Source organism: Polyangiaceae bacterium (assembly GCA_015075635.1).
Taxonomy (GTDB): domain Bacteria; phylum Myxococcota_A; class Polyangia; order Polyangiales; family Polyangiaceae; genus JADJKB01.
This window is the reverse complement of the sequence record JABTUA010000002.1, coordinates 839,792-860,137: the sequence shown is the minus strand read 5'-3', so window position 1 is coordinate 860,137 and position 20,346 is coordinate 839,792. Positions and strand designations below refer to the sequence as shown.

Sequence of the window (20,346 nt, the reverse complement as noted above, 5' to 3'; positions counted from 1 at the left end):
TCGATGCGGCCGTGATCGCGAGCCGAAGCATCTTCGCGCCGGGCCTGTTCGCGGGCCAGGTCGCCATCGTCACCGGCGGCGGCACCGGCATCGGGCTCGAGGTCGCCAAGGAGCTCGCCTACCTGGGCGCCAAGGTCGCCATCGGCAGCCGCAAGCAGGACAACCTGGACGCGGGCCTCGCCGAGCTCCGCGACGCTGGGGCGGAGGCCATCGGCTTCCCCCTCGACGTGCGCGATGCGGAGGCCTGCGAGGCGTTCGTGAAGAACGTGCTCGACGCCTTCGGTCGAGTGGACGTCCTGGTCAACAACGCCGGCGGTCAGTTCCCGAGCCCGGCGCAGAATCTGAGCGCCCGCGGCTTCGAGGCCGTGATCAAGAACAACCTGAACGGCCTATTCTACATGACGCTGGCCACGGCGAACGCCGCGATGATTCCCAAGGAGCGCGGGCGCATCGTCAACGTCATCGCCAACATCGCCCGGGGCTTCCCCGGCATGGTGCACACCGGCGCCGCCCGGGCCGGCGTCGAGAACATGACCAAGACCCTGGCCGTGGAGTGGGCGCGCTTCGGCATCCGGGTGAATGCTTGCGCGCCGGGCACCATCCGCTCGAGCGGCACGCGCCAGTACGGGGAAGAGACCCTCGAGCTCGCGCGCCGCGCCACGCCGCTCAAGCGCCTCGGCACCGTCGAGGAGGTGAGCCGCGTGGTGGTGTTCCTGGCGAGCGACGCCAACGACTTCGTTACCGGCTCCACGTACTACATCGACGGCGGGAGCTCGCTCTGGGGCGACGTGTGGCCGATCGAGGACCCGAAGAAATCCTGAGCGAGGCCTCGCCCGTGGAGCCGCCCGCGGCTCCGCCGGCCCTCGCGCCCGAGCCGCGACCAGCCTGGTGGCGGCGCGCGCCCGCGTGGATCGTTCGCTACTTCCGCGAGCAAGATCCGACCTTCTGGATCGCGTTCACGCCGGCGCTCGCGGTGTCGGCGCTCCTGTTCGTGCGCAGCCCCGCTTCGAACTACATCTTCGACGAACAAGAGGCGCTGCTCGCCAACCCCTACGTCAACGGCAACAAGATCCCGTTCTGGGACGTGTGGAAGCGCGACTTCTGGGGCCTGACGCCGGAGCGCACGATCGGCTCGTATCGACCCATCCCCAACATCATCTGGCGGCTGCTCTGGCACCTGAGCAAGCTGCCGTGGCTGCACCACTGGGTGAACGTGGTCTTGCACGCCGTCAACGGCGCCGTGCTCGCGAGCCTGTGCTTCGCCCTGACGCGCAAGCGCGACGTTTCGTGGCTCGTGGGCGGAGCCTTCGTGGCGAGCGCCGTGATCACCGAGGCGGTGACCGGCGTGGTCGGCATCGCGGACGTGCTCGGGGGTCTCGGTGTGCTGCTCGCGCTCGCCGCGTTGCGCTTGCCGCTCTGGCTGATGCCACTCGGGGTGTTCGGCGCGGTGAGCCTGGGCTTGTTCAGCAAGGAGAGCGTGATCGTCGCGGTGCCGCTGGTCGCGTTCGCAGCGCTGGTCTGGGCGCCGGCGTTCCACCCGGGGCGCCCGTGGCGCTTCGCGCGCGGTCTCGGCGCGCTCGCCGCCGCCGCCGGGGCGCTGGTCGCGTATACCTATTTCCGTCGCAAGTTCTTCCCGATCACCCTGCCGGCGGATCTGGCCGAGCCGTTGGCCGCCACGGAGCCCTTCGGGAAACGCGCGCTCCACGGCTTCATGCGCTGGTTCCAGCAACCGCGCATGCCGAAGGATCCCATCAACAATCCGCTGGTGAACGCCGACTTCCCGCACCGCGTCGCCGGCGCGTTGCGCGTGTACTTCCGCGGGCTCGGGCAGGTCGTCTTCCCTTGGACGCTCTCCGGCGACTACTCGTTCCCGCAGGAGCCGGTGCCGCCCAAGGTGGTGTTTCCCCAGAGCGTGCTGGGAGGGCTCGGGATGGTGGCTCCGCCCCTCGCCGCGGCGGTGCTGTGGCTCCGCGCGTGGTGGAAGGAGCGGCGCGCGCGGCGCGAAGGCGCCGAGCTCCCCACCGCGGCGCTCTGGCCCAGCCTGCTCCTCGCCGTCGGCCTGATGTGGGTGCCGATCGCCTATTTCCCGCACTCCAACATCCCCGTGCTCCTGCCGACGGTGCGCGCGGAGCGCTTCTGGTACTTGCCGGTGGTCGGCACGTCGCTGGTCATCGGCGCGACGTTCGCGCTCGCGCTCGCCCGACCCGCCTGGCGCCGCGCGGTCGTCATCTTCATCGCGTGCTTCTTCGGCTTCCAGGCGGTCAAGGCCCGCTGGCACGCCCTCGACTACACCAGCGATCTGACCTTCTGGCGCGCGACTCAGCGCTCCGTTCCGAACAGCGCCAAGGCGCACCTGAACTACTCCGTCATGGTCGGCGCTCACAATGGTGACTTGCCGAAGCGCCTGGCCATCAACAGCGAGGCCAAGCGCCTGGCTCCGCAGTGGCCGATGGCCCACGTGTACTACGGCGACACGCTGTGCCGGATGAACCGGGCCGAAGAGGCCTGGCCGCACTACAAGGTCGGCTTCGAGCTCGGGCCCAACGATCCGAACCTGCTCGCGCTCGGCTTGCAGTGCCTCTGGGACCACAAGGCGATCGAGAGCCGCCACGACGAGCTGCTGGAAATGGCCGAGGCGCACCCGGGCTCGTGGCTCGCCTACTTCGCCACCGAGATCGTGCAGCGCGGCGCCGAGCACGGCGGCATCGAGAAGAAGTACCGCCCGCGCGGCTACGACGAAGGGCCGAAGAAGGACTGACTCGGCCTTCGCTGCTCCGCCACACTCGCGGGTCAACGACAGCAGAGCACGCCGCCGGACGCCGCACCGGCCTTCGTCACCGTGATGCTCTCCATGACCGCCCCGTTGCATACCCACGGGGCGGGCAGCGAAGCGCAGTCGTTGTTGGAGAACCGATTGAGTCCGGCGCAGTTCGCCGCCGCCCCGACCGTGCCGCAGCCGAAGAAGTCGTTGTTCAACGTCGGGTCCTCCAGGCAATTTCCCGTGCAGGTGTTCGGTCCGCACCCGGTCGTGACCGTGCCGGAGAGCAGCGCACACTGGCCGCATCCGGTGCCAGACACCGAGGCGGCGAAGAAGGAGCCCGCCGGCAAGCCGCCGGACGCGCACCCGGCGTTGTTCGTGCGCGGCAGGATGTCGCCGCCGCGGCACACGTGCCAGCCCGGAGCGCAGAGATCCACGGAGGAGCAGCCGGTCCCACCGGGGTTGCTCGTGGAGTCGTCGCCGTTTCCGACGCAGGCCGAGGCACCCGAGTGCAGTGGGGGCGGGAAAATCCCAGGGAGCGTCCACCCACCCGCGCAGGCTGCGATGTCAGGGTAAGCCGTGGTGTCGGTGAATCCCTCGCGCTGTCCGTCCGCGCAACCGGCGTTCGAAGTGCCGACCAACGGCACGCACGCACCGCCGCTGCAAGCCGTCTCGGCAGCGCAAGCGTTGTTGCAGGCGCCGCAGTGCGCGTTGTCGATGCCTAGCAGCACGCACTTTCCAGCGCACAGCGTGGTGCCCGTGGGGCAAGACGTCTTGCACGCGCCGGCGACGCAGACGTTACCGCTCGGACAAGCGTTGCCGCAGGCGCCGCAGTTCGCGGGGTCCGAGTTGAGCGACACGCACGCGCCGGAGCACAACGCGGTCCCGAGGGGACACGCGCACGTGCCATTGGCACAAACGCCTCCCGCCATGCACGCAGTGCCACAGGAGCCGCAGTTCGCGACGTTCACCGACGGATTGGTCTCGCAGCCGTTGGATGCCGTCTGGTCGCAGTCGAGGTGGGTCGAATCGCACGAGAAGCCGCACTGGCCCGCGGCGCAGGTAGGGGACGCGGCGTTGGCCGGAACCGAGCAGGCGTTCCCGCAAGCGCCACAGTTGGCGGTGTCGTCGGCCGGCTGGACCTCACAGCCGTTGGATGCGGTCTGGTCGCAGTCGAGGTGGGTCGAATCGCACAGGAAGCCGCACTGGCCCGCGGCGCAGGTGGCGGAGGCGGCGTTGGCCGGAACCGAGCAGGCGTTCCCACAAGCGCCGCAGTGCGCGACGTCGGTCTGTGGGTCGGCGCAGACGCCGCCGCAGCACGTGAGCCCGTTGCTGCACGCGCCCCCGTCGCCGCAGGTCTCGACGCACTTGTTCGCCGTGCACTTCTGGCCTGCGCTGCAGTGCGAGTCGGCCGTACACTCGACGCAGGCGTGGGCCGAGACGTCGCAGTGCTTGCCCGTCTGGCCAGCGCAGCCCTCGTCGCTCTTGCAGCCCGACACGCACTTCGAGGTCGCGGAGTCGCAGTGCTCGGAGGCGGGGCAGACGTCGTTGCCGGGGAGGCACTCCACGCACTTGCCGGTCGCGACGTCGCAGATCGTCGTGCCGGCGTTTCCCGCGCAATCCTGGTTGCCCGTACAGCCCTGCGGCGCGTCGCTGCCGGTGTCCGACGTCGAGGCATCCGGCCCCGGGGGCTTGTTCGAGCCCTCGCCCGAGTCGCTCGAGCCGCAGCTCGTCAGCCAGCACCAGCCCACCAGCAACGAAGCAATGGTCCACCGCGAAACCTGCATGTCGTTCCCTTTCACTCGCGACCCGACACGCCAGAGTGCCAAACGGACGACTGAATTGTCAATCGCGTGATGCTCGACCGACGCCGCGACGAGGTGCTCGGAGCCCAGCTCTCGGAGCTGATGGTCTGACGCCGGACTCTCTGCGCAACGCCGACCTCTTGGACCTGCGGCACGAGTGCCGGATCCGCTCTCGACGCGGCGAGCTGCACAGCGCGGGCTACGCCGCCGCACCTGGTCGTGGCGTCGGCGCCGCTCTCACCCGAGGCCCGCCGGGAGGTCGAGCGTGCGCTGGTCACCAAGCTCGGCGCGGGCTAACCCGCCTTCTCGCCCACCATCAGCTGCTGTCGAGCAGCGGCTCTGGCGCATGATGGGGCTCCTGCCGTGGCTCCCGGCGCGGGTCGGGCGAAGACCGAAGGCGCGCGTCGAGAGGGGCTCGTTGCGCATACGTTACGAGTGTATCCTGACGGACATGGGGCTCAGGGCGTCGGGTCGGGGTCTCGCGGCGGCCGCGGTCGCGGTTGCGGTCGCGGTCGCCTGTGACAGCGACGACTCGTCGGCGGGCGGCGGCGCGGGAGGTGCGGGCGGCGGAGACGCAGCCGTCGAGGCTGGATGGGGCACCAGCGCGTGCGGCACCTGCGTGGCGAGCTCGTGCAGCAGCGAGCGCACCACTTGCATGAGCGAGCCGACGTGCGCGACCTATCTCTCCTGTCTCGATGCGTGCCCCGCGGACGCGTCGGGCAACCTGGACTCGACCTGCGTTTCCGCCTGTCCGGCGCCCGCGGACTCCGCCGCGGCGAAGGCCAAGGACGCCTTCGAGGCGTGCCGCCAGTTCGGTCCGGGCGCGAGCTGTGCGGGCTGCGGCGCGAGCGACGCTGGCTCCGGCAACCCCTTCGAAGGGCAGGTCTGCGCGCCGTCCACGGATCCCAACCCCTGCCACCAGTGCTACGACGAACACTGCTGCGACGCGGACCAGGGCTGCTACGGGAGCGCCGAGTGCATGAAGTACGTGGACTGCATCGGCCCGTGCGGCGGCGCCCCAGCCTGCCTGGCACAATGCGCGATCGACTTCCGAGACGGAGCCGAGGAATTCCTCTGGAGCATCACCTGCGACACGGTCTACTGCCCCAACTGCCCGAGCCCCGACCCGTGCGCGGAGTGCGAGGTCACCAAGTGCCAGAGCACGTACATCGCGTGCACGGCCGACGTGGACTGCTTCCTGTTCAAGGCGTGCCAATACGGGTGCAAGATCGGCGACACCGCTTGCACGAGCGCTTGCGAGGCCTCGGTCCCCGCGGCCGCGGTGGCCAAGGCCAATGCCTACACCTTCTGTCGCCAGTACTACTGTGGCCCGGAGTGTTGAGCTCGGCGTGGCTCTGGCGACCGTCGTCGGAGCGATGAGCGGCGGTTGCTCGACCGACGCTCCGGCGCGCGGGCAGTGGGTCGTGGAGGTCGACACCAACGCGCCTCTGGTGGGTCAGCTCGCCGGCGAGCCGCACTGGTCGGACGTCGCCGTGGACACGCTGCGGGTGGACATCGACGGCGTCGAGTCCGAGGAGTTCGTGCTACCCGACACGCCGAACTGGCCGGTCAGCTTCGGCGTGCTTCCCCCGAGCGACGGCACGCGGCCGACCGTTCGCCTGCGCGCGTTCAGGGCGGCGCGGGCGACTCCAGAACCCGGCCAGTCCGTGTCGAATCCGATTCGGAGCTTGGCCATCGATCGGCTGCTGGAGTTGCCCCCGATCGACGCCGTGACCCGGGTGCGCGTCGTGCTCGACCTTGGGTGCATCGGAGTGCTCAGCCAGTTCGGCAGCGCGCCGGCGACCTGCTTGGATGCCGAGCACCCGAGCGTGAGCCCAGCCGCCAGCGGGCAGATCGTGGATGGACCGCGGCAGGGCACACTGGCTGGGACGTCTCCCTTTCTGGAGGTCGCCCCGTGCCAGAAGGCAGCGTCGCCCGACCGCGTGTGTATTCCTGGAGGGCTCAGCGTCGTCGGCGACCCAGCCCTGTCGGGCGTCGGCAACGCCACGATCCTGGCGTCCCCCGCGCCGCCGCGGGCCCTGCGCTTTCGTCCGTTCTGGATCGATCGAACCGAAGTCACGGTTGGACGCTTCAAGACCATCGCGGGGAAGGTCTCAGAGCTGCCAGATACTCCGGGTGGCGGCCTCTTGAAGCACTGCACCTGGCTCGGGTCGAGCGACGCCTCGCACGACGATTGGCCATTGAACTGCGTTTCCCGCGCGGTCGCCGCCGAGGCGTGCGCGCTCTTTGGGGGCAAGCTACCGACGGAAGCCCAGTGGGAGCACGCTGCGCGGGGTCGCGGGCGGGGGTACCGGTACCCTTGGGGTGACGCTCAGCCGCTGTGTTGCCGCGCCAGCATGGACCGCTTGCAGGGAAACTGCGCGTCCGACGCCGGACCCGAGCCCGTCGGCTCTCACACCGGTGCCGATTGTGGTGGGCTAGGTGACGTGAGCGACGACGGCGTGCTCGATCTCGCGGGCAGTCTCACCGAGTTCGTGTTGGGGGACTTGCTGCCCTACGACGACGCCTGCTGGCCTTCGGGCACGCTGCCCCTCGATCCCGAGTGCAACACGGGTCTCGTGCCCGGCACCCGCGGCGGGGTGTGGTCTTCCAGGCTACAGTCCGCAGCGCTTGCTTTGCGCCTGATCGGTCAGGGCGGCGCCGTCACCGACGGGTTCCGCTGCGTGTACGAGGACGTGCCGTGAAGCGCTCGCCAGCGCTCGGCGCGGGCGCGCTGCTCGCCCTGGCCTGTGGCAGCACGGCGGAGCCGAGGCCCCAGTGGCTTGTGGAGGTCGTCACCGACGCTCCGCTCCCGCACTTCGCCGATCGGGTTCGGGTGGATCTCGTCGCGGAGTCCGGAGCCCCCGCCTGTGCCGGCTGCACGCGCCTGTTCGACGCAAGCCCCGGCAAGTTCCCACTGAGCTTCGGCGTGGCTCCGCCCGAGCTGCGCGTCCCGCTCTGGGTGCGCGCGCGCCTGTTCCGAGGCGCGACCATAGGGTCCGACGGTGCGCCTTCCGGTGGCGCGTTCATCGACATGACTGGGAAGCTTCCGAGCGACCCTGGAGAGGTCGGGCTCGAGCTCCCGATGGACTGCTTCGGCGTGATCGACGACGAACCGCTGACGAGCTGCGCCCCGACGACCCAGACGCTGGTGCCGGCGCCGGAGCTCGGCCCGCCTGCGGCCCCGGCGCTCGAGCCCGGAGCGTGGGCGGCGGCTTCAACCGTCCCGTGTGGGAGCGTTCCGGCGGACATGGTGTGCGTGCCGGGCGGTGCGTTCATCCTGGGCGAACCCAGCGGGCCCCCGTACGCCGACGCTGCGGATGCCCGCCCCGAGCGACTCGTCGTGCTTTCGCCCTTCGCGCTTGACGCGGCCGAGCTGACGGTCGGGAAGTTCAGGTCCCTGGCTTCACAGCTATCGGCCGCTCCGACCTTGGCGGACCCGAAGCTCGATCCACGCGTCGGCTGCACCTACTCGCCGAGCGGCACCAACGACGACTTGCCCGTGAACTGCCTCGACCGGACGCTGGCCGCGGAGGTCTGCGCGCTGATGGGCAAGCGCCTGCCGACGGAAGCCGAGTGGGAGTACGCGGCGTCCGGCGCCGGAGTCGAGTCGACCTTTCCCTGGGGCGAGGACGAGGACGTGTGCGACCACGCCACGATCGCGCTGGGTGATCTGAGTCTGAGCCGACAGGACCCGAGCTGCCGCGCCATCAATCAGGTGATCTTTCCTGGTTTGGTCGCCGGCGGAAACCCGCTCGATCGCACCGCCCTCGGCCTGGTGAACATGGCCGGCAACGTGGCGGAGTGGGTCGAGGACGACTATGCGCTTTACGACGCGCCCTGCTGGACGGCGGGCCCGCAGCTGAAGGACCCGGTGTGCGTCGCTTCGAGTGCCCGCGCCTCGGTGCGTGGCGGCTCCTGGAAGAGTGGGCGGCAGTACGCGCGGGCCGCGGCACGCTCGAGCGCCGACACGGGTGACTCGGGCACGGGCGTCCGCTGTGCGAAGAGCGCCGGCGGCCCCTAGGCTCCGGGGATTCGGGCCGCCGATGCGCCGCCGGCGAACGCCTGCGCCCGTCGGGATCCGGCTCCCACACGCGCGCGGAGGCACTTCAGCCCGGCTTCCTGCCCACCATCAGCTGCTGCGTGTCGAGCAGCGTGATCTCCGGTCCATCGAGGCCCGCGGCGTGGAACCACTCGCGGCTCTGGCGCATCGTGGGGCTCGTGCCGTGGTTGGTGTAGAAGAGCATGGTCAGCCCGAAGAACACGGCGTTCTGCGGTCCCTTGCCGTGCTCGTCCAGGAACATGTCCTTGAGCGCCAGGTAGCCGCCGGGGCTCAGGCTCTTCGCGGCGCGCGCGACCAGCGCGGCGTTGTCCTCCGCCGACTCGCTGTGGACGACGTTGGCCATGAAGATCAGATCGTAGGGACCGCCGAAGCTCTCCACGTCGTGGAAGTTGCCCTCGCGGTACTCGAGCGCGGTGCCGTGCCGTGCCTTGGCGTAGGTGATGGCGTGGGGCAGGTCGAACAGCGTGGTCGAGAAGCCGGCGTCAGCGAACGCCCGCGCGTAGCGGCCGTGGCCCCCACCCAGGTCGAGCACGCGACCGCCCGCCGGCAAGAGCGGGGAGAGCCAGTCGAAGCTGCTCTGCGCGGCGGCGCCGCTCGAGTCGTAGAGCATGTCGAGGAAGCGCTTGGTGTGCTCGGGATCGGCGGCGATGGTCCCGCCCGTGGTCGCCTTTGGCTTGCCTCCCGCGTCCTTGACCGGGCCGCCGTCGCGGAGCACCTCCTTCATGCGCCCCAGGTCGGTGAGCGTCTCCAGGTTGCGCTCGGTGGGCATGCCGCCTTCGTCCATCAGGCGCCGCCCCGCCTCCGTGAGCACCAGCCGCTTGCCGTCCCCGGCGACCAGGCCCAGGTACTTCAGCACGGGCAGCGTCGTCGCGATGGCGCGTGGATCGGCGCCGAGCTCCTCGCGGGTCGCCGGCCCCTTGCGCAGGCGCGCGAACAGGCCGAGCGCGTTCCACGCGCTGACGACGGCCAAGGCCTTCGCGGCCCACACCCACTCGGTAGCGTCCCGTTCGGTCTCGAGCTTCATGGATCGACCACTATGTCGCCTTGAAGAGCCAGATCAACCCCAGGATGCTCACGACCAGCACGCCGAGGGCGATCAGCGCGACCACCACGTCCGTCAGGGTCCAGCCCCGCCGCACCGGCGCCGGCGGATTGGCGGCGCGCTCCGGGACCTTGGCGATGGGGGAGGCCGCTCGGGGCCCGAGCTCCGGGGCGATCGGGCTGACCTCGTCCTCGACCGCCTGCGCGGGCTCCGGCGACGCGTTCGGTGCGTCGATCAGGTCGTCCTCGCGCAGGCGCTCGTCCGCCGCGCGCTCGAGCTCGGCCAGCGCCTCGCTGACCGGGTCCTCGTAGCCGAGCAGGTTGGCGCCGACGCGGAGCGGCACGCTTTGGGGCCAAGGCACGTCCTTGCCAGCCTCGAGCTTGCGCTCCCCCAGGCTCGCGCCGTTCTTGCTGCCCAGGTCCCGCACCAGCACCTGCCCCCCACGGCGCTGCACCTCCACGTGCTTGCGCGAGGCGTCCGCGTCGTCCAGCACCAGATCCACGCCCTGCCCGCGCCCGAGCACGTAGGGGCGGCCCGGCTCCGTGAGCGCCAGCTCGCGCCCCGCGTCGGGTCCCTCGCGGACGAACACGCGCACGGCCGCGGGGTCGCCTTGGGCGGCCAGGGCCTCGGCCACCAGCCCGAGCGCTATCTCCTTGGTCGCCACGTTGGTGGCTGCCGTCGGCACCACGTGCTCGACGCGGAGCTCGAGCCAGATGCGTCCCACGCGCACCATGTCCCCGGACCGGACCACACGCGGCGCCTGGGGTGAGAGACGCACCGGTCCCACGAAGGTGCCGTTGGTGCTGCCCTCGTCCACCACGATGTACTCGCTGCCGCGCTGTCGGATGGAGGCGTGCCGGTGGCTCACGCTGGCGTCGGGCAAGCGCACGTCGCAGCCTTCGCCCCGACCCACGACGATGCGCGGCGCGTCGAAGGTCACCTTCGGCGCCGACTTCAGGTCGCCGGAGCGCACGATGACCGTCAGCGCCATCGGCGCGGATATTGGCTACGGAGAAGGGCAAAGGCAAGTTGACGCCGTTCGCCCGCTAGGCGCGCCGCCGTCCCGGTGACAAGCTCGGGGGCGACCGATGGGCGAGCTCCTGCCCCTGATCGCGCTGGGCCTGATGTTCGCGGCCATGGTGCGCAATCTCGGCCGGCGGAAGTCGGCAAAGGAGCGCCCCAAGAACGAGCCGGCGCCGGCCGAGGTCGAGCCGGCCGCGCCGCTGGCCGAGCTGGCGCGGCGCGCTCGGCTGAGCGTACGTGGCGATCAGGCGAGCGGTGTGGTGCGGGGCGTGCTCGTGACCGTGACGAGCGCCGGCGGCCGGCTCTCGCTCTCCGCCCCGCTGAGCCTGCAGCTCGGCGCCGTGCGCCGGATCGCGCCGCGACCAGCCTACGACTCGAGCGGCGTTCGGTTCAGCGTGAGCCCGGGGTTCGATCGAGCTCTCGTCATCGACCTCGACTCCGGTGCCACACCGGAGCTGGTCCGCGCCGAGCTGAGCGGCGCGCTGACCAGCGCCCTCCTGCGCGCGGCGCTCGAGGGGCTCGAGCCCGAGCTCACCGCGACGACCATCCGGCTCTCGCTGCCCTCGAACCGCCGCGCGCACGAGCACCAGAGCGCGCTGGGCCAGCTGGTCACCATCGCCAACGCGGCGGCCACGCGCGCCGACCCGGAGCCCGAGTCACCCCGGCAGCGCCGCGTGTTCGCGGTCTGGAGTCGCCTCGGGCCGGTGGAGGAAGCGCCAACTCGCCTCACGCTGGAGCGCCCGAGCGGTACGTTCGAGCTCGAGCTCGACGCCGACGCGCGAGAGACTCGGATCGATCTCACGTTCGCCAGTCCCGTGGCCACGGATCTGGCGGTAATCAGCGCCGAGCCGCACGCCGAGCCGTTGGAGGATCTCGAGCTGGGCGACGCGGACTTCGACCGCATGTTCGTCATCGGGGGCGACGAGGACGAGGCCCGGCGCGAGCTCGGCCCGGAGGTGCGAGAGGCGCTGCTCGTGCTGGTGCGGGATGGGGCGGCCGTCGAGGTTCGACCGGACGTGCTGACGGTCACCGTGCCCGGCGCGCTCGACCGCGAAACCGCCGTCGAAAGCTGGATCGGCGCCATGGAGCGGGTCGCCGCGGCCTTCGCGGAGCGCTTGGAACGCAGCGCGTATCGCTGAGCCTCACGCGGAGAGCTTGCAGCGCTTCCCAGTCGGCGAGCTCGTGTCGGCCTTGCAGGTGCCCGGGCAGCAGTCGTTGTCGCTCTGACAAGCCGTTCCAGAGACACCGCAGCAGAACCCTTTGGTGCCGCACTTGTTGCTGCAGCACTGAGCGGGTGCCGTGCACGCCGTGCCGAGGTCTTGGCAGCTCCCCGAGTCGCCAGCGTCCGTAGCGCTGCCCGCCGCGCCGCTCGAGCCGGCCGCACCGCCGGTCGCGCCGCCTGCTACGCCGCCCGATCCGCCGGCACCTCCCGTGGCGCCGCCTGCTGCACCGCCAGTTCCGGTTCCGGCGCTGCCGCCGGTGACGTTGCCCGCGGCGCCGCCGGTGGCCGCCCCTGCCGCGCCGCCGCTGCCCGACTCGTCCGACCCTTCACAGGCCAAAGCGAGAAAGGCCAGGGAAGTTGCCACGAAGACAATGCGTTCGATCGACATGGGCCGGAGGATAAGTCCGTTGCGAAGCCGGCGCCGCAGGTTCCTCCGGGGGCCCTGCGCAACACTTGCACCCGAGGTGCTGTCCACCGGGGGTGTCCCTCAAGGCTTGTAGCTCAGCGCGATGGTCGGATTGAAGACGGTCGAGTCGCAGCCGTCGTCGATGCCCTTGTTGATCACGAAGTCGAGCTTGTCACCGGGCGCGACGCTGGTGGCCACGTCGAAGCTCACCCCGACGCCGTCGTCCTTTGCGACGCTGTTCTGCCAGAGCACGCTCGCGCCCTTGCGGATCGACACGTTCACGCCGTCCGACCCGCAGCCCGCGTGGCCGTCGTAGGCCTTGCCGGTGATCTTCACGTTGCCGGTCTTCGTCGCCGTCCAGCGCCTCACCGCGTCGAGCGCGGCGCCGGGGTGCCCGCCGCTCGGGTTCAAGAGCAGGTAGGTCTCGGCGCCCTGCCACCAGTTCTTGCTCGCGTCGAAGACCATCGGGCTGCCGTCGGAGCTCAGGTAGCTCCAGCCCTTCGTGCCCTGCACGCCCGAGAAGTCGGCGGAGGCCTGGAAGCTGGCGGCGCACCAGCCGTCCTGACACGTCTCGCCCGCCGCGCAGGCCTTGTTGCAGCCTCCGCAGTGGCTGGTGCTCGAGCTCACGGTCACGCACTGGCTGCCGCACAACGTGGTGCCCCCGAAGCAGGCGAGCACGCACGAACCGTTGCTGCAGCTGGCGACGCCGTTCGGCGGGTCGGTGCAGGCCTTTCCGCAGGTCCCGCAGTGCTGCTTGCTGGTCTTCGTGTCCACGCACGCACCCGAGCACAGGCTCAGACCCGAGGTGCACGCGCAGGCCCCCGACTGGCAGGTCTGGTTCGCCGCGCAGGGGCTGCCACACCCTCCGCAGTGCTGGGGATCCGTCGCGGTGTTCACGCACGACCCGCTGCAGTTCGTCAGGGCCCCGCAGTTGGACGCGCACGAACCGGCCAAGCACACCTCCGACGCCGCGCAGGCCTTGCCACAGCCGCCGCAGTGCTCGTGGTTGGCCTCGGTGTTGATCTCACAACCGTCCGCGGCTTGCTTGTTGCAGTCCGCGTAGCCCACGTCGCAGGCCTTCACCGAGCACTGGTCGGACTCGCACTTCGCCGACCCCTGGGCCACCACGCACGGATCGCAGGCGGTGCTGCCGCAGCCGTGATCTGGGTCGGTCGTCTCCACGCACGCGCCGCACCACTTCTGACCCGGCCAGCACAGCGCACCGTCTTCCGGGCTCGTCGTGTCGTGGCCGGCGTCCGCCGAGCCACCGCTCCCGCCGGAGCCCGGCGGCTCGTCGCTGGACGACTCCACGGCCATGCAGGCGACCGCTGCCGCTGCTGCCACCATCCAGGCGACCGAGCGCATTCCGATAGAATAGCCCATCCCGGACTGGACAGCGGATCTCGCGGTCGATAGCGTTCCTTTCCGTGTGGGAGTGGCTCTCCGTCCTGGTGGTGCTCGCTTCGGGGTGGACTCAGCGCTCGGCGATCCAGAGCCGCGTGCACGACCACGAGTTCGATCGGGTCAGCGTGCAGAGCTCCGAGTGCTCGCTCGAAGTGAAACTCTGGTTCACCGCGCCGGAGTCCGGCTACAAGGACCGCTCGCCTCGGCGCAACAGCTACCTGTTCCGGGCGCGCGTGAAGCTCGACGACGGGCGGCAGGTGACCAGCGAGCTGTTCCGGACCTCGAAGCCGGGTCGAAAGCTCCAGACCTGGACCCACGACACCAGCGCCGAGGGCTGCTGGGCCAAGCAGAAGCCCGCGCTCCGCTCCGTGGTCGTCAACGGCTGCCGCGGCCGGCGCTGCGTGGTGCCGGAGCTCGAGTAGCCGTCAGTCACACTCCGCGTACGCCTCCTCGAAGATCGAGGCGCCGAGCGTGGCGTCGCCCCAGACGTTGCCGGAGAAATTGGTGTTCTGGCAGTTTCCGCCGTCCCAGAACGGGTTCGAAGTCCCGTCCTTGTTCGTCCAGAGGGTGCGGTTGCCGATCATGGCGTTGTCCTGACACGTCACGCCGGACTGATCCCAGACGTAGGCTCCCACGTTCGAGTAGGCGTTCTTCGGGCTGAAGGCACGGTTCTGCTCGAACGTGATGTGGCTACCGCCGGCGATCGCGAAGCCGACGTTGGCCGTCTCGACCAGCGTGTTGTGGTGGACGTACAGGTACTCGGAGCCCGAGTCGCCGGTCATGATCCCGGAGCCGGAGGTGCTGGGCCCACCGCCGCGCAGGCGGTTGAATGCGATCTCGATCGGGCTCTGGGCGGTGCCGCCGGACTTGTACATGCTCACGTGGTCTTCGGGGCCCGCCTGGTAGCCGGGCACGGTCTGGTCGCTGACGTTGCACGCGATGCGGTGGCCGGCGCCGTGAATGTCGTCGAATTGCACCATCTGACCTCGGGGCATGGGCCCGCGGATGCGCGTCACCAGGTTGTGGTCGAAGACGATGTCGCCGTTCGGGTCGGTCTGGGCGTAGAGCGCGCTCGCCACGTCGTCGAAGGCGACGTGATCGACGCGGACGTCGTGGGAGGCGTAGAGATACACGCCCACGCCCTCGGAGCCGGGACCGCAGGGGCCGATCTTGCTGTCCGTGATGCGCACGTTCTGGACGCCGTCGCCCTTGATGCAGGGCCCGCTGGTCGAGGTGACGTGGACACCGCTCACGGTCTGCCCGCTGACCAGGGTGATGGGACCCGAGGGCGTGAAGGTCGTGCTGGAGGGGCCGATGCCGCCATTGCCGCCGCCGCTGCCCGCGGCGCCCGCAGCCCCACCGGTCGCGCCGCCGCTGCCCCCGCTGGCCGTACCCGCCGCGCCCCCGCTCGGGCTGCCGGCGCTGCCTCCGTTGCCTCCGCTGGCCGCGCCGCTAGCGCCGCCGCTGCCTCCCGTCCCCGCCGTCTCATCCGTCTCGGAGCAGCCGGCGAGCAAGAAGGCCAGCGCGAGCAGGGCTGCCGAAGAGCGCATCCCGCGGAGTCTAGCTCATCGCGTATGATCACCCCAGATGAGCCAGCCGAAGGACGTGCACGCGACCGCGGTTCAGCTGGGCGGGGTTCCCCCGATCTCGAGCGGCTCGCTGCCCAAGAACCGCAGCGTGTTCACGGTGCTCACCGGGCCCGAGCCGGGGCGGGTGTTCTCGCTCGACGGGGCCGAGCTGGTGTTCGGGCGGGACGACGCGGCGAGCGGCAAGCTGCCCGACGACGGGCTGTCGCGGCGTCACGCCCGGGTGTTTCGCAAGGACGGCGTCACCTTCGTCGAGGATCTGGGCAGCACCAACGGCACCTTCGTGGGCGAAGAGCGCATCAGCGCCGCGCGCCAGTTGGCGGACGGCGATCGCATCGGCCTCGGGCGCAACGTGGTGGTCAAGTTTTCGCTGCTCGACGCCCTGGAGGAGGAAGCGCAGCGCGCGCTCTACGAGTCCACCGTGCGCGATCCGCTGACACGGGCGTACAATCGGCGCTACCTCGAGGAACGGCTGAACAGCGAGCTGTCCTACGCGGGCCGGCACGGCGCCGACTTGACCGTGTCGATGATCGACGTGGACCACTTCAAGCGCATCAACGACGGATTCGGCCACCCCGCCGGCGACCTGGTGTTGAAGATGGTCTCGTCGGCGATCAGCCGCTCGCTGCGCGCAGAGGACGTGTTCGCCCGCTACGGCGGGGAGGAGTTCGTGGTGGTCTTGCGCGGCATCCCACCGGACAAAGCCCTGCAATTTGGCGAGCGGGTCCGCGCCCTGGTCGAGTCCCTACCCGTGACCTGGGAGGGCAAGCGCATCCCCATCACCGCCAGCGTCGGCGTCGCCACGATGACCGCCGCGCGCCCCTTCGCGAGCGGCGCCCAGCTCATCGCTGCCGCCGACGCCGCGCTCTACGCCGCCAAGCACGGCGGGCGGAACCGCGTCGAAGCCGGCTGAGGCCCCCGAAACTTGGCCAAACGCGCCGCGGCGCCCTACCTCCCGGGCGTGGCCCCGTCCCCTCTCGTCCTTGGGGGCGCGGCTCACGGGAGGCAGACATGAGCTACGAACAGGAACGGCGCGCCAGCGGAATGCAGCGCGTCCCCGTGCAGGCGCTGGTCGAGATTTGTGGCCGCGACGTCGGCGGTGCACCGGCCTTCGAGGCCGAGAGCATCGACGTCAGCGGGCGCGGCATGCAGCTTCGAACCGCGTACCTGCCGGAGGTCGGCGCCCCCCTGGTCTGCCGCTTCGAGAACGGCGGCAACGAGATCGTGGTCGAAGGAGCCGTGGCCTGGCGCCGGGAAGGCGACCGAGGCGGCGAGTTCGGCATCAAGTTCACCGCGCTGGACAGCGGCAGCGTCGAAGCGCTCAAGGCGCTGTGCGGCATGTCCGGCGAGACGGCCCAGGAGGCGGAGCCAGGGCACGACAAGGACGAGAGCCAGTCGCCCGCCGGCGCGGGGATGCGCGTGCGTCTCCACATCGACGGGCTGGGCTCACCGATGAAGGCCTGCGTGCGCACCGGCACTCACAAGCAGGTTCAGGTGGCCTCGAACCTCGAGTTCCTCAAGGTCGGGCGCCACCTGGAGATCGAGGACGTCGGCGCCGGCGAGCGCCGCGGCGCGCAGATCGACGGCGTGGACGTGGTGATCGACCCCCAGACGCGGGTGCCGCAGCTGGTGGTCGCGCTGCGCTACGACGGCGCGACGGACGACACCCCCGAGCCCAGCGTGATCGACTCCGAAGATGGCGCGGAGATCGGCGGGCGCGGCGCGAACATCGGCGGCTTCACCGCTGCCGCCGCCAGCACCGAAGACGAGGGCACGTTCGGCGACGACGACTTCGTGGACGGGGCGGAGATGAACGAAGAGGCCGCCGCGATGCGTGGCAAGGTCGCCAACATGGCGGTCGAGGCAGGCGCTGCGGCGAAGAAGGGCGGGGCCATGTTCGCCAAGCTCGGCGGCGCCGCCGCCGTCGGGGTCGGGAAGTTCTTCAAGGGAGCAGGGGCGAAGGTGATGGAGCTCAAGCACAAGCGCCAAGGCGACGCGCCGCGCCGGACCACGGCCGCCGCGCCCTCGGGGGCGATGTCCCAGATGGGTCGCAAGCTGCGCCCGCAGACGGCCGCGGCTCAGGAGACCGAGCCGACGGAGCCGACCATCGATCCGGCGGCGAAGAAGCGTCGGGTCAAGAAGATCGCGGCGGCCAGCGCGCTCGGCGTGCTCTTGCTCACCGTCGGCGTGATCGCGATGAAGAAGCCGGCAGCGCCGCCCGGTGCCGAAGCGAGCAAGGAGCCCGCCGCGGCCATCGCGGTGGCCGCGAAGCCGGGTGACGTCATCGACGTGGACGAGCAAGGCAACCCAATCGCGGCCGCGAAGGGTGCCGACAAGATGGCCGCCCCTGGCGCGACCGGCGCCAACGCCGACGTGCCGCTCTTCGGCCCGACGCCGATGGCCACCATGGAGCCCGCGCCGCTCGGTGCGGTCCCCGGCTCCGCCGACGACGCGGAAGGCGGCGAAGAGGCCGAAGACGCCAAGGGCGCCGAGGCCAAGGAGAAGGCCGCCGCCAGCGCAGCGGTGGAAGACGAGGTCTTCGGCGAGTCCGGCGACGAGGGCGAAAAGGCCGGCGGCGATGCGTCGCCGTGGGGCCACGGCAAGCTGCACGAGCCGGTCGTGCACCGCCTGCGGCTCGACAAGGCCGGCACGAAGATCCAGGGCGCGGTCAACGCCACCGGCTTCACCGTGGTCCTGCCGGGCGTGAAGGTGATGGAGTCACCCGACGGCATCATGCAGCGCGACTCGCGCATCGCGCGGGTGAAGACCAAGAACGGCTCGAGCGGCGCCGAGATCAGCTTCCAATTCAAGGACGGCATCCCCGGCTACAAGGTCCGGCTGAAGAAGGACTCGGTGGAGTTCTTGATCAGCTCGGCGGCGAAGCAGGGCGGCGCCGGCGTGGCGAGCACCGGCGGCAAGAAGGCCAAAAAGAAGACCGCGTCCGTCACCAACGACAAGAAGGCGGCGAAGAAGGCCTCGACCGGCAAGAAGGGCGGCAAGGCGACCGCCAAGAAGAAAGCGAAGAAGAAGGCGGGTTGAGCGCCTTCGGGTCGCGACGAGCCCCGTTGCCGAGAGCGGCAGCGGGGCTTTCGTCTATTCGGCGTCTGGTCGAGGGGCGTGCGAGTCGTCACTCGCGCGAAAGGGGGCCTTGTCCACCAACGCTCCCGGCTGGGCGTCGTAGATGTGGGTGAGGCGCACCTCGGAGTGCGCCTTGTGGACGTGCTTGCGGGCGCGGAAGATCTGCCCGAGCGGGCGCATGCTCGGGAGGGTGTTCCAGGCGTTGAACTGCAGCGGCGACCACGGGAAGCGCTGGCTCAGATCGGCCTGGGCGGACGCCGGGAAGGTGAGAGTGCCGACGGGGACGTAGGGCGACTCGGTCTCGTCCCACTGGAGGTCGCAGTACTCCGCCGCCATCACGCTCTTCGGAGGATCGTCCGGGCCGGGAGTCGGGATGCACCCAGGGGTCGCCAGCTGGACGCACAGGTCGAACACCGCGTCCTTGCCCGCGGCGACCCAGGCCTTTGGCGCGTCGCGGTGCAGCGTCGTGGGCTCACCGGACGCCTCCGCGGTCCGACCGAGGTCGTGCGTCGCGTCGCCGAAGCGTTTGACGAGCATGCCGATGACTCTGCGTTGAGTGCGACCTGTTCGAGGCACAGATGAGCTCCTTTCCTTCGTCCGCATGCGTGCCCACGGCGCTGCCGCTGACAATGACCACCAAGGGCAATCCGTGCACACCCCATTCGACGTGGGGTGTGCCCGAACCGTCTCACGGTGTGAGAATGGCGAGCGTCGCGCGAAGCATCGGCTCGAGCAGCGGCTCCACCTCGCAGAGGCGCGCTTGCTCGACGGCTCGCCGCGCGTCCGCTCGCTTGAACCCCATCCGAACCAGCGCTCCGAGCACCTTTTCGGACACGCCGCCCTCGGGCGCGGGCGTCGGCGCCGGTGGCGCCGGTGGCGTGCTCTGTCTTCGCCTCGCTCGCGCCTCCGAGATCTCGTTCTGGATGTGGTCCTCACCGAAGACCTGGCGCGCTCGGTGGGCGTTGTGAGGTCTGCAGAGCAAGCAGCAGTTGTCCACCGTCGTGGGCCCGCCCTTCGCGAACGGGTCGATGTGCTCGATGGTCAAGAAGCGCGTCGCCGAACACCGCCGCCCCTCGGCGTCCGTGAAGGTGCACTGGTCGCCGTCCCGCTCCCTGACCGCTCGCTGGACTTCCACCGGAACATGCCGCGAGCCCGGCTTCGTCTCGCGGCGCTTGCGGGGCTTGCCCGCGCCGGCGCGGCGCTTCGTCTCCCGCTCGATGAGCAGGTCCAGCGCGCGCTCGAGGATCGTCGCGAGGTCGCCGCTGGGCACCGTGTGGCTGAGCAGCGCCCGGGCCTGCTCGAGCTTGTCGCGGAACGCAGCGTGGGCGCTGAATTCCACGCGAACGCTCTCCGGCGAGAGCGGCTCGACGCGAGGGCGAGGCGCCTGGGCCGGCGGGGCCGGGGTACCTGCCCCGGACCATGTGGACAACTGCCCTTGTACCGGCTCGGGCGTGACCGGGGTGATGGTCGGCGGCACGGCCGGCCGCGGGAACCAGCGGGCGAGCAGCTCCTCGAGCTGTCGCTTGGACTTCCCTCGCGCCTCGGCGAGGAGCTGCTCGGCGTTGTCGTCCGTCAGGTGGCCGGAGAGCAGGAACAGCCCCGTCAGGTGGAGCTCGCCGCTGGCGAGGTCATCGAGCACCTGGGGGAACTGCTGGGCCAGGCGGGCCACACGCACACGCTTGGTCGCGCTGTCCTCGGAATAGCCGAGGCGCTCGGTGCAGTAGGCGAAGAGGGAGGAACACGCATCGTCCAGGTACAGGTTGCGGCGGTCGAGCTCTGCCAGGTGGAAGATGACGTTGGCGCACGCCGACCGCTCCGAGCTCACGGCGGCCGAGAGCCGCTCGCGAAGCTCGTGGTCGGAGACCGAAGAGAGAGCGTTCATGCTTTCTGGTCTACCACGCGATTTTTCGAGCTCACCGCTGGCACGCAGAGCGCGTTTCGAGCACCGGAAAGCGTCGC

17 protein-coding genes are annotated in these 20,346 nt (G+C 70.5%); 9 read left to right on the top strand and 8 right to left on the bottom strand.

Features of this window, described 5'->3' with window-relative positions:
• Nucleotides 1–11: 11 nt before the first annotated feature.
• Entirely contained in the window at nt 12–821 is an 810-nt protein-coding gene (locus HS104_20210) for an SDR family oxidoreductase (protein MBE7482290.1), read from the top strand.
• A complete protein-coding gene (locus HS104_20205; GenBank protein ID MBE7482289.1) occupies nt 779–2,758 on the top strand; it encodes a tetratricopeptide repeat protein in 1,980 nt (659 codons plus the stop codon). The genes HS104_20210 and HS104_20205 overlap by 43 nt, the downstream gene beginning before the upstream one ends.
• 32 nt (nt 2,759–2,790) lie before the next feature.
• Here HS104_20205 and HS104_20200 read toward each other — a convergent pair whose 3' ends face one another.
• The gene (locus HS104_20200; GenBank protein ID MBE7482288.1) at nt 2,791–4,545 is read right to left on the bottom strand and encodes a hypothetical protein; all 1,755 of its coding nucleotides are present in this window, start codon (nt 4,543–4,545) and stop codon (nt 2,791–2,793) included.
• Between the two features lie 469 nt (nt 4,546–5,014).
• On the opposite strand from HS104_20200, the gene HS104_20195 reads away from it, so the two are divergent.
• From HS104_20195 to HS104_20185, 3 genes are read left to right on the top strand one after another with little or no spacing between them, the layout of a single operon-like run.
• Nucleotides 5,015–5,905, top strand: coding sequence for a hypothetical protein (locus HS104_20195; GenBank protein ID MBE7482287.1), 891 nt, complete (start codon nt 5,015–5,017; stop codon nt 5,903–5,905).
• 7 nt (nt 5,906–5,912) lie between these two features.
• The gene (locus HS104_20190) at nt 5,913–7,268 is read left to right on the top strand and encodes an SUMF1/EgtB/PvdO family nonheme iron enzyme (GenBank protein MBE7482286.1); all 1,356 of its coding nucleotides are present in this window, start codon (nt 5,913–5,915) and stop codon (nt 7,266–7,268) included.
• Nucleotides 7,265–8,587, top strand: a complete 1,323-nt coding sequence (locus tag HS104_20185; protein MBE7482285.1) for an SUMF1/EgtB/PvdO family nonheme iron enzyme — start codon at nt 7,265–7,267, stop codon at nt 8,585–8,587. The genes HS104_20190 and HS104_20185 overlap by 4 nt, the downstream gene beginning before the upstream one ends.
• 85 nt (nt 8,588–8,672) lie before the next feature.
• On the opposite strand, the gene HS104_20180 is transcribed toward HS104_20185, so the two are convergent.
• Both HS104_20180 and HS104_20175 read right to left on the bottom strand, forming a co-directional pair.
• Nucleotides 8,673–9,650 carry a methyltransferase domain-containing protein gene (locus tag HS104_20180; GenBank protein ID MBE7482284.1) on the bottom strand — a complete coding sequence of 326 codons (978 nt, stop codon included), beginning with the start codon at nt 9,648–9,650 and terminating at the stop codon, nt 8,673–8,675.
• Between the two features lie 10 nt (nt 9,651–9,660).
• Nucleotides 9,661–10,659, bottom strand: coding sequence for an FHA domain-containing protein (locus tag HS104_20175; protein ID MBE7482283.1), 999 nt, complete (start codon nt 10,657–10,659; stop codon nt 9,661–9,663).
• Between the two features lie 97 nt (nt 10,660–10,756).
• Here HS104_20175 and HS104_20170 point away from each other — a divergent pair, with 97 nt between their 5' ends.
• Entirely contained in the window at nt 10,757–11,830 is a 1,074-nt protein-coding gene (locus tag HS104_20170) for a hypothetical protein (GenBank protein MBE7482282.1), read from the top strand.
• 3 nt (nt 11,831–11,833) lie between these two features.
• Here the strand turns inward: HS104_20170 and HS104_20165 are convergent, their stop codons facing one another.
• Together HS104_20165 and HS104_20160 are read right to left on the bottom strand one after the other, a co-directional pair.
• Nucleotides 11,834–12,301 (bottom strand): hypothetical protein, encoded by a 468-nt coding sequence (locus HS104_20165; protein MBE7482281.1) that lies wholly within the window; start codon nt 12,299–12,301, stop codon nt 11,834–11,836.
• 99 nt (nt 12,302–12,400) lie between these two features.
• On the bottom strand, nt 12,401–13,684 hold the full coding sequence (locus HS104_20160; GenBank protein MBE7482280.1) for a hypothetical protein: 1,284 nt from the start codon (nt 13,682–13,684) through the stop codon (nt 12,401–12,403).
• Between the two features lie 62 nt (nt 13,685–13,746).
• On the opposite strand from HS104_20160, the gene HS104_20155 reads away from it, so the two are divergent.
• On the top strand, nt 13,747–14,145 hold the full coding sequence (locus HS104_20155; protein ID MBE7482279.1) for a hypothetical protein: 399 nt from the start codon (nt 13,747–13,749) through the stop codon (nt 14,143–14,145).
• A gap of 3 nt (nt 14,146–14,148) precedes the next feature.
• Here HS104_20155 and HS104_20150 read toward each other — a convergent pair whose 3' ends face one another.
• Nucleotides 14,149–15,273, bottom strand: a complete 1,125-nt coding sequence (locus HS104_20150; protein MBE7482278.1) for a right-handed parallel beta-helix repeat-containing protein — start codon at nt 15,271–15,273, stop codon at nt 14,149–14,151.
• Nucleotides 15,274–15,310: 37 nt separating this feature from the next.
• Between HS104_20150 and HS104_20145 the strand changes: the two genes are divergently transcribed.
• Together HS104_20145 and HS104_20140 are read left to right on the top strand one after the other, a co-directional pair.
• Entirely contained in the window at nt 15,311–16,222 is a 912-nt protein-coding gene (locus HS104_20145; protein MBE7482277.1) for a diguanylate cyclase, read from the top strand.
• Nucleotides 16,223–16,320: 98 nt separating this feature from the next.
• Entirely contained in the window at nt 16,321–18,348 is a 2,028-nt protein-coding gene (locus HS104_20140) for a PilZ domain-containing protein (protein ID MBE7482276.1), read from the top strand.
• A gap of 54 nt (nt 18,349–18,402) precedes the next feature.
• Here HS104_20140 and HS104_20135 read toward each other — a convergent pair whose 3' ends face one another.
• Both HS104_20135 and HS104_20130 read right to left on the bottom strand, forming a co-directional pair.
• A complete protein-coding gene (locus HS104_20135) occupies nt 18,403–18,924 on the bottom strand; it encodes a hypothetical protein (protein ID MBE7482275.1) in 522 nt (173 codons plus the stop codon).
• A 151-nt stretch (nt 18,925–19,075) separates the two neighbouring features.
• The gene (locus HS104_20130; GenBank protein MBE7482274.1) at nt 19,076–20,269 is read right to left on the bottom strand and encodes an HNH endonuclease; all 1,194 of its coding nucleotides are present in this window, start codon (nt 20,267–20,269) and stop codon (nt 19,076–19,078) included.
• Nucleotides 20,270–20,346 lie beyond the last annotated feature (77 nt).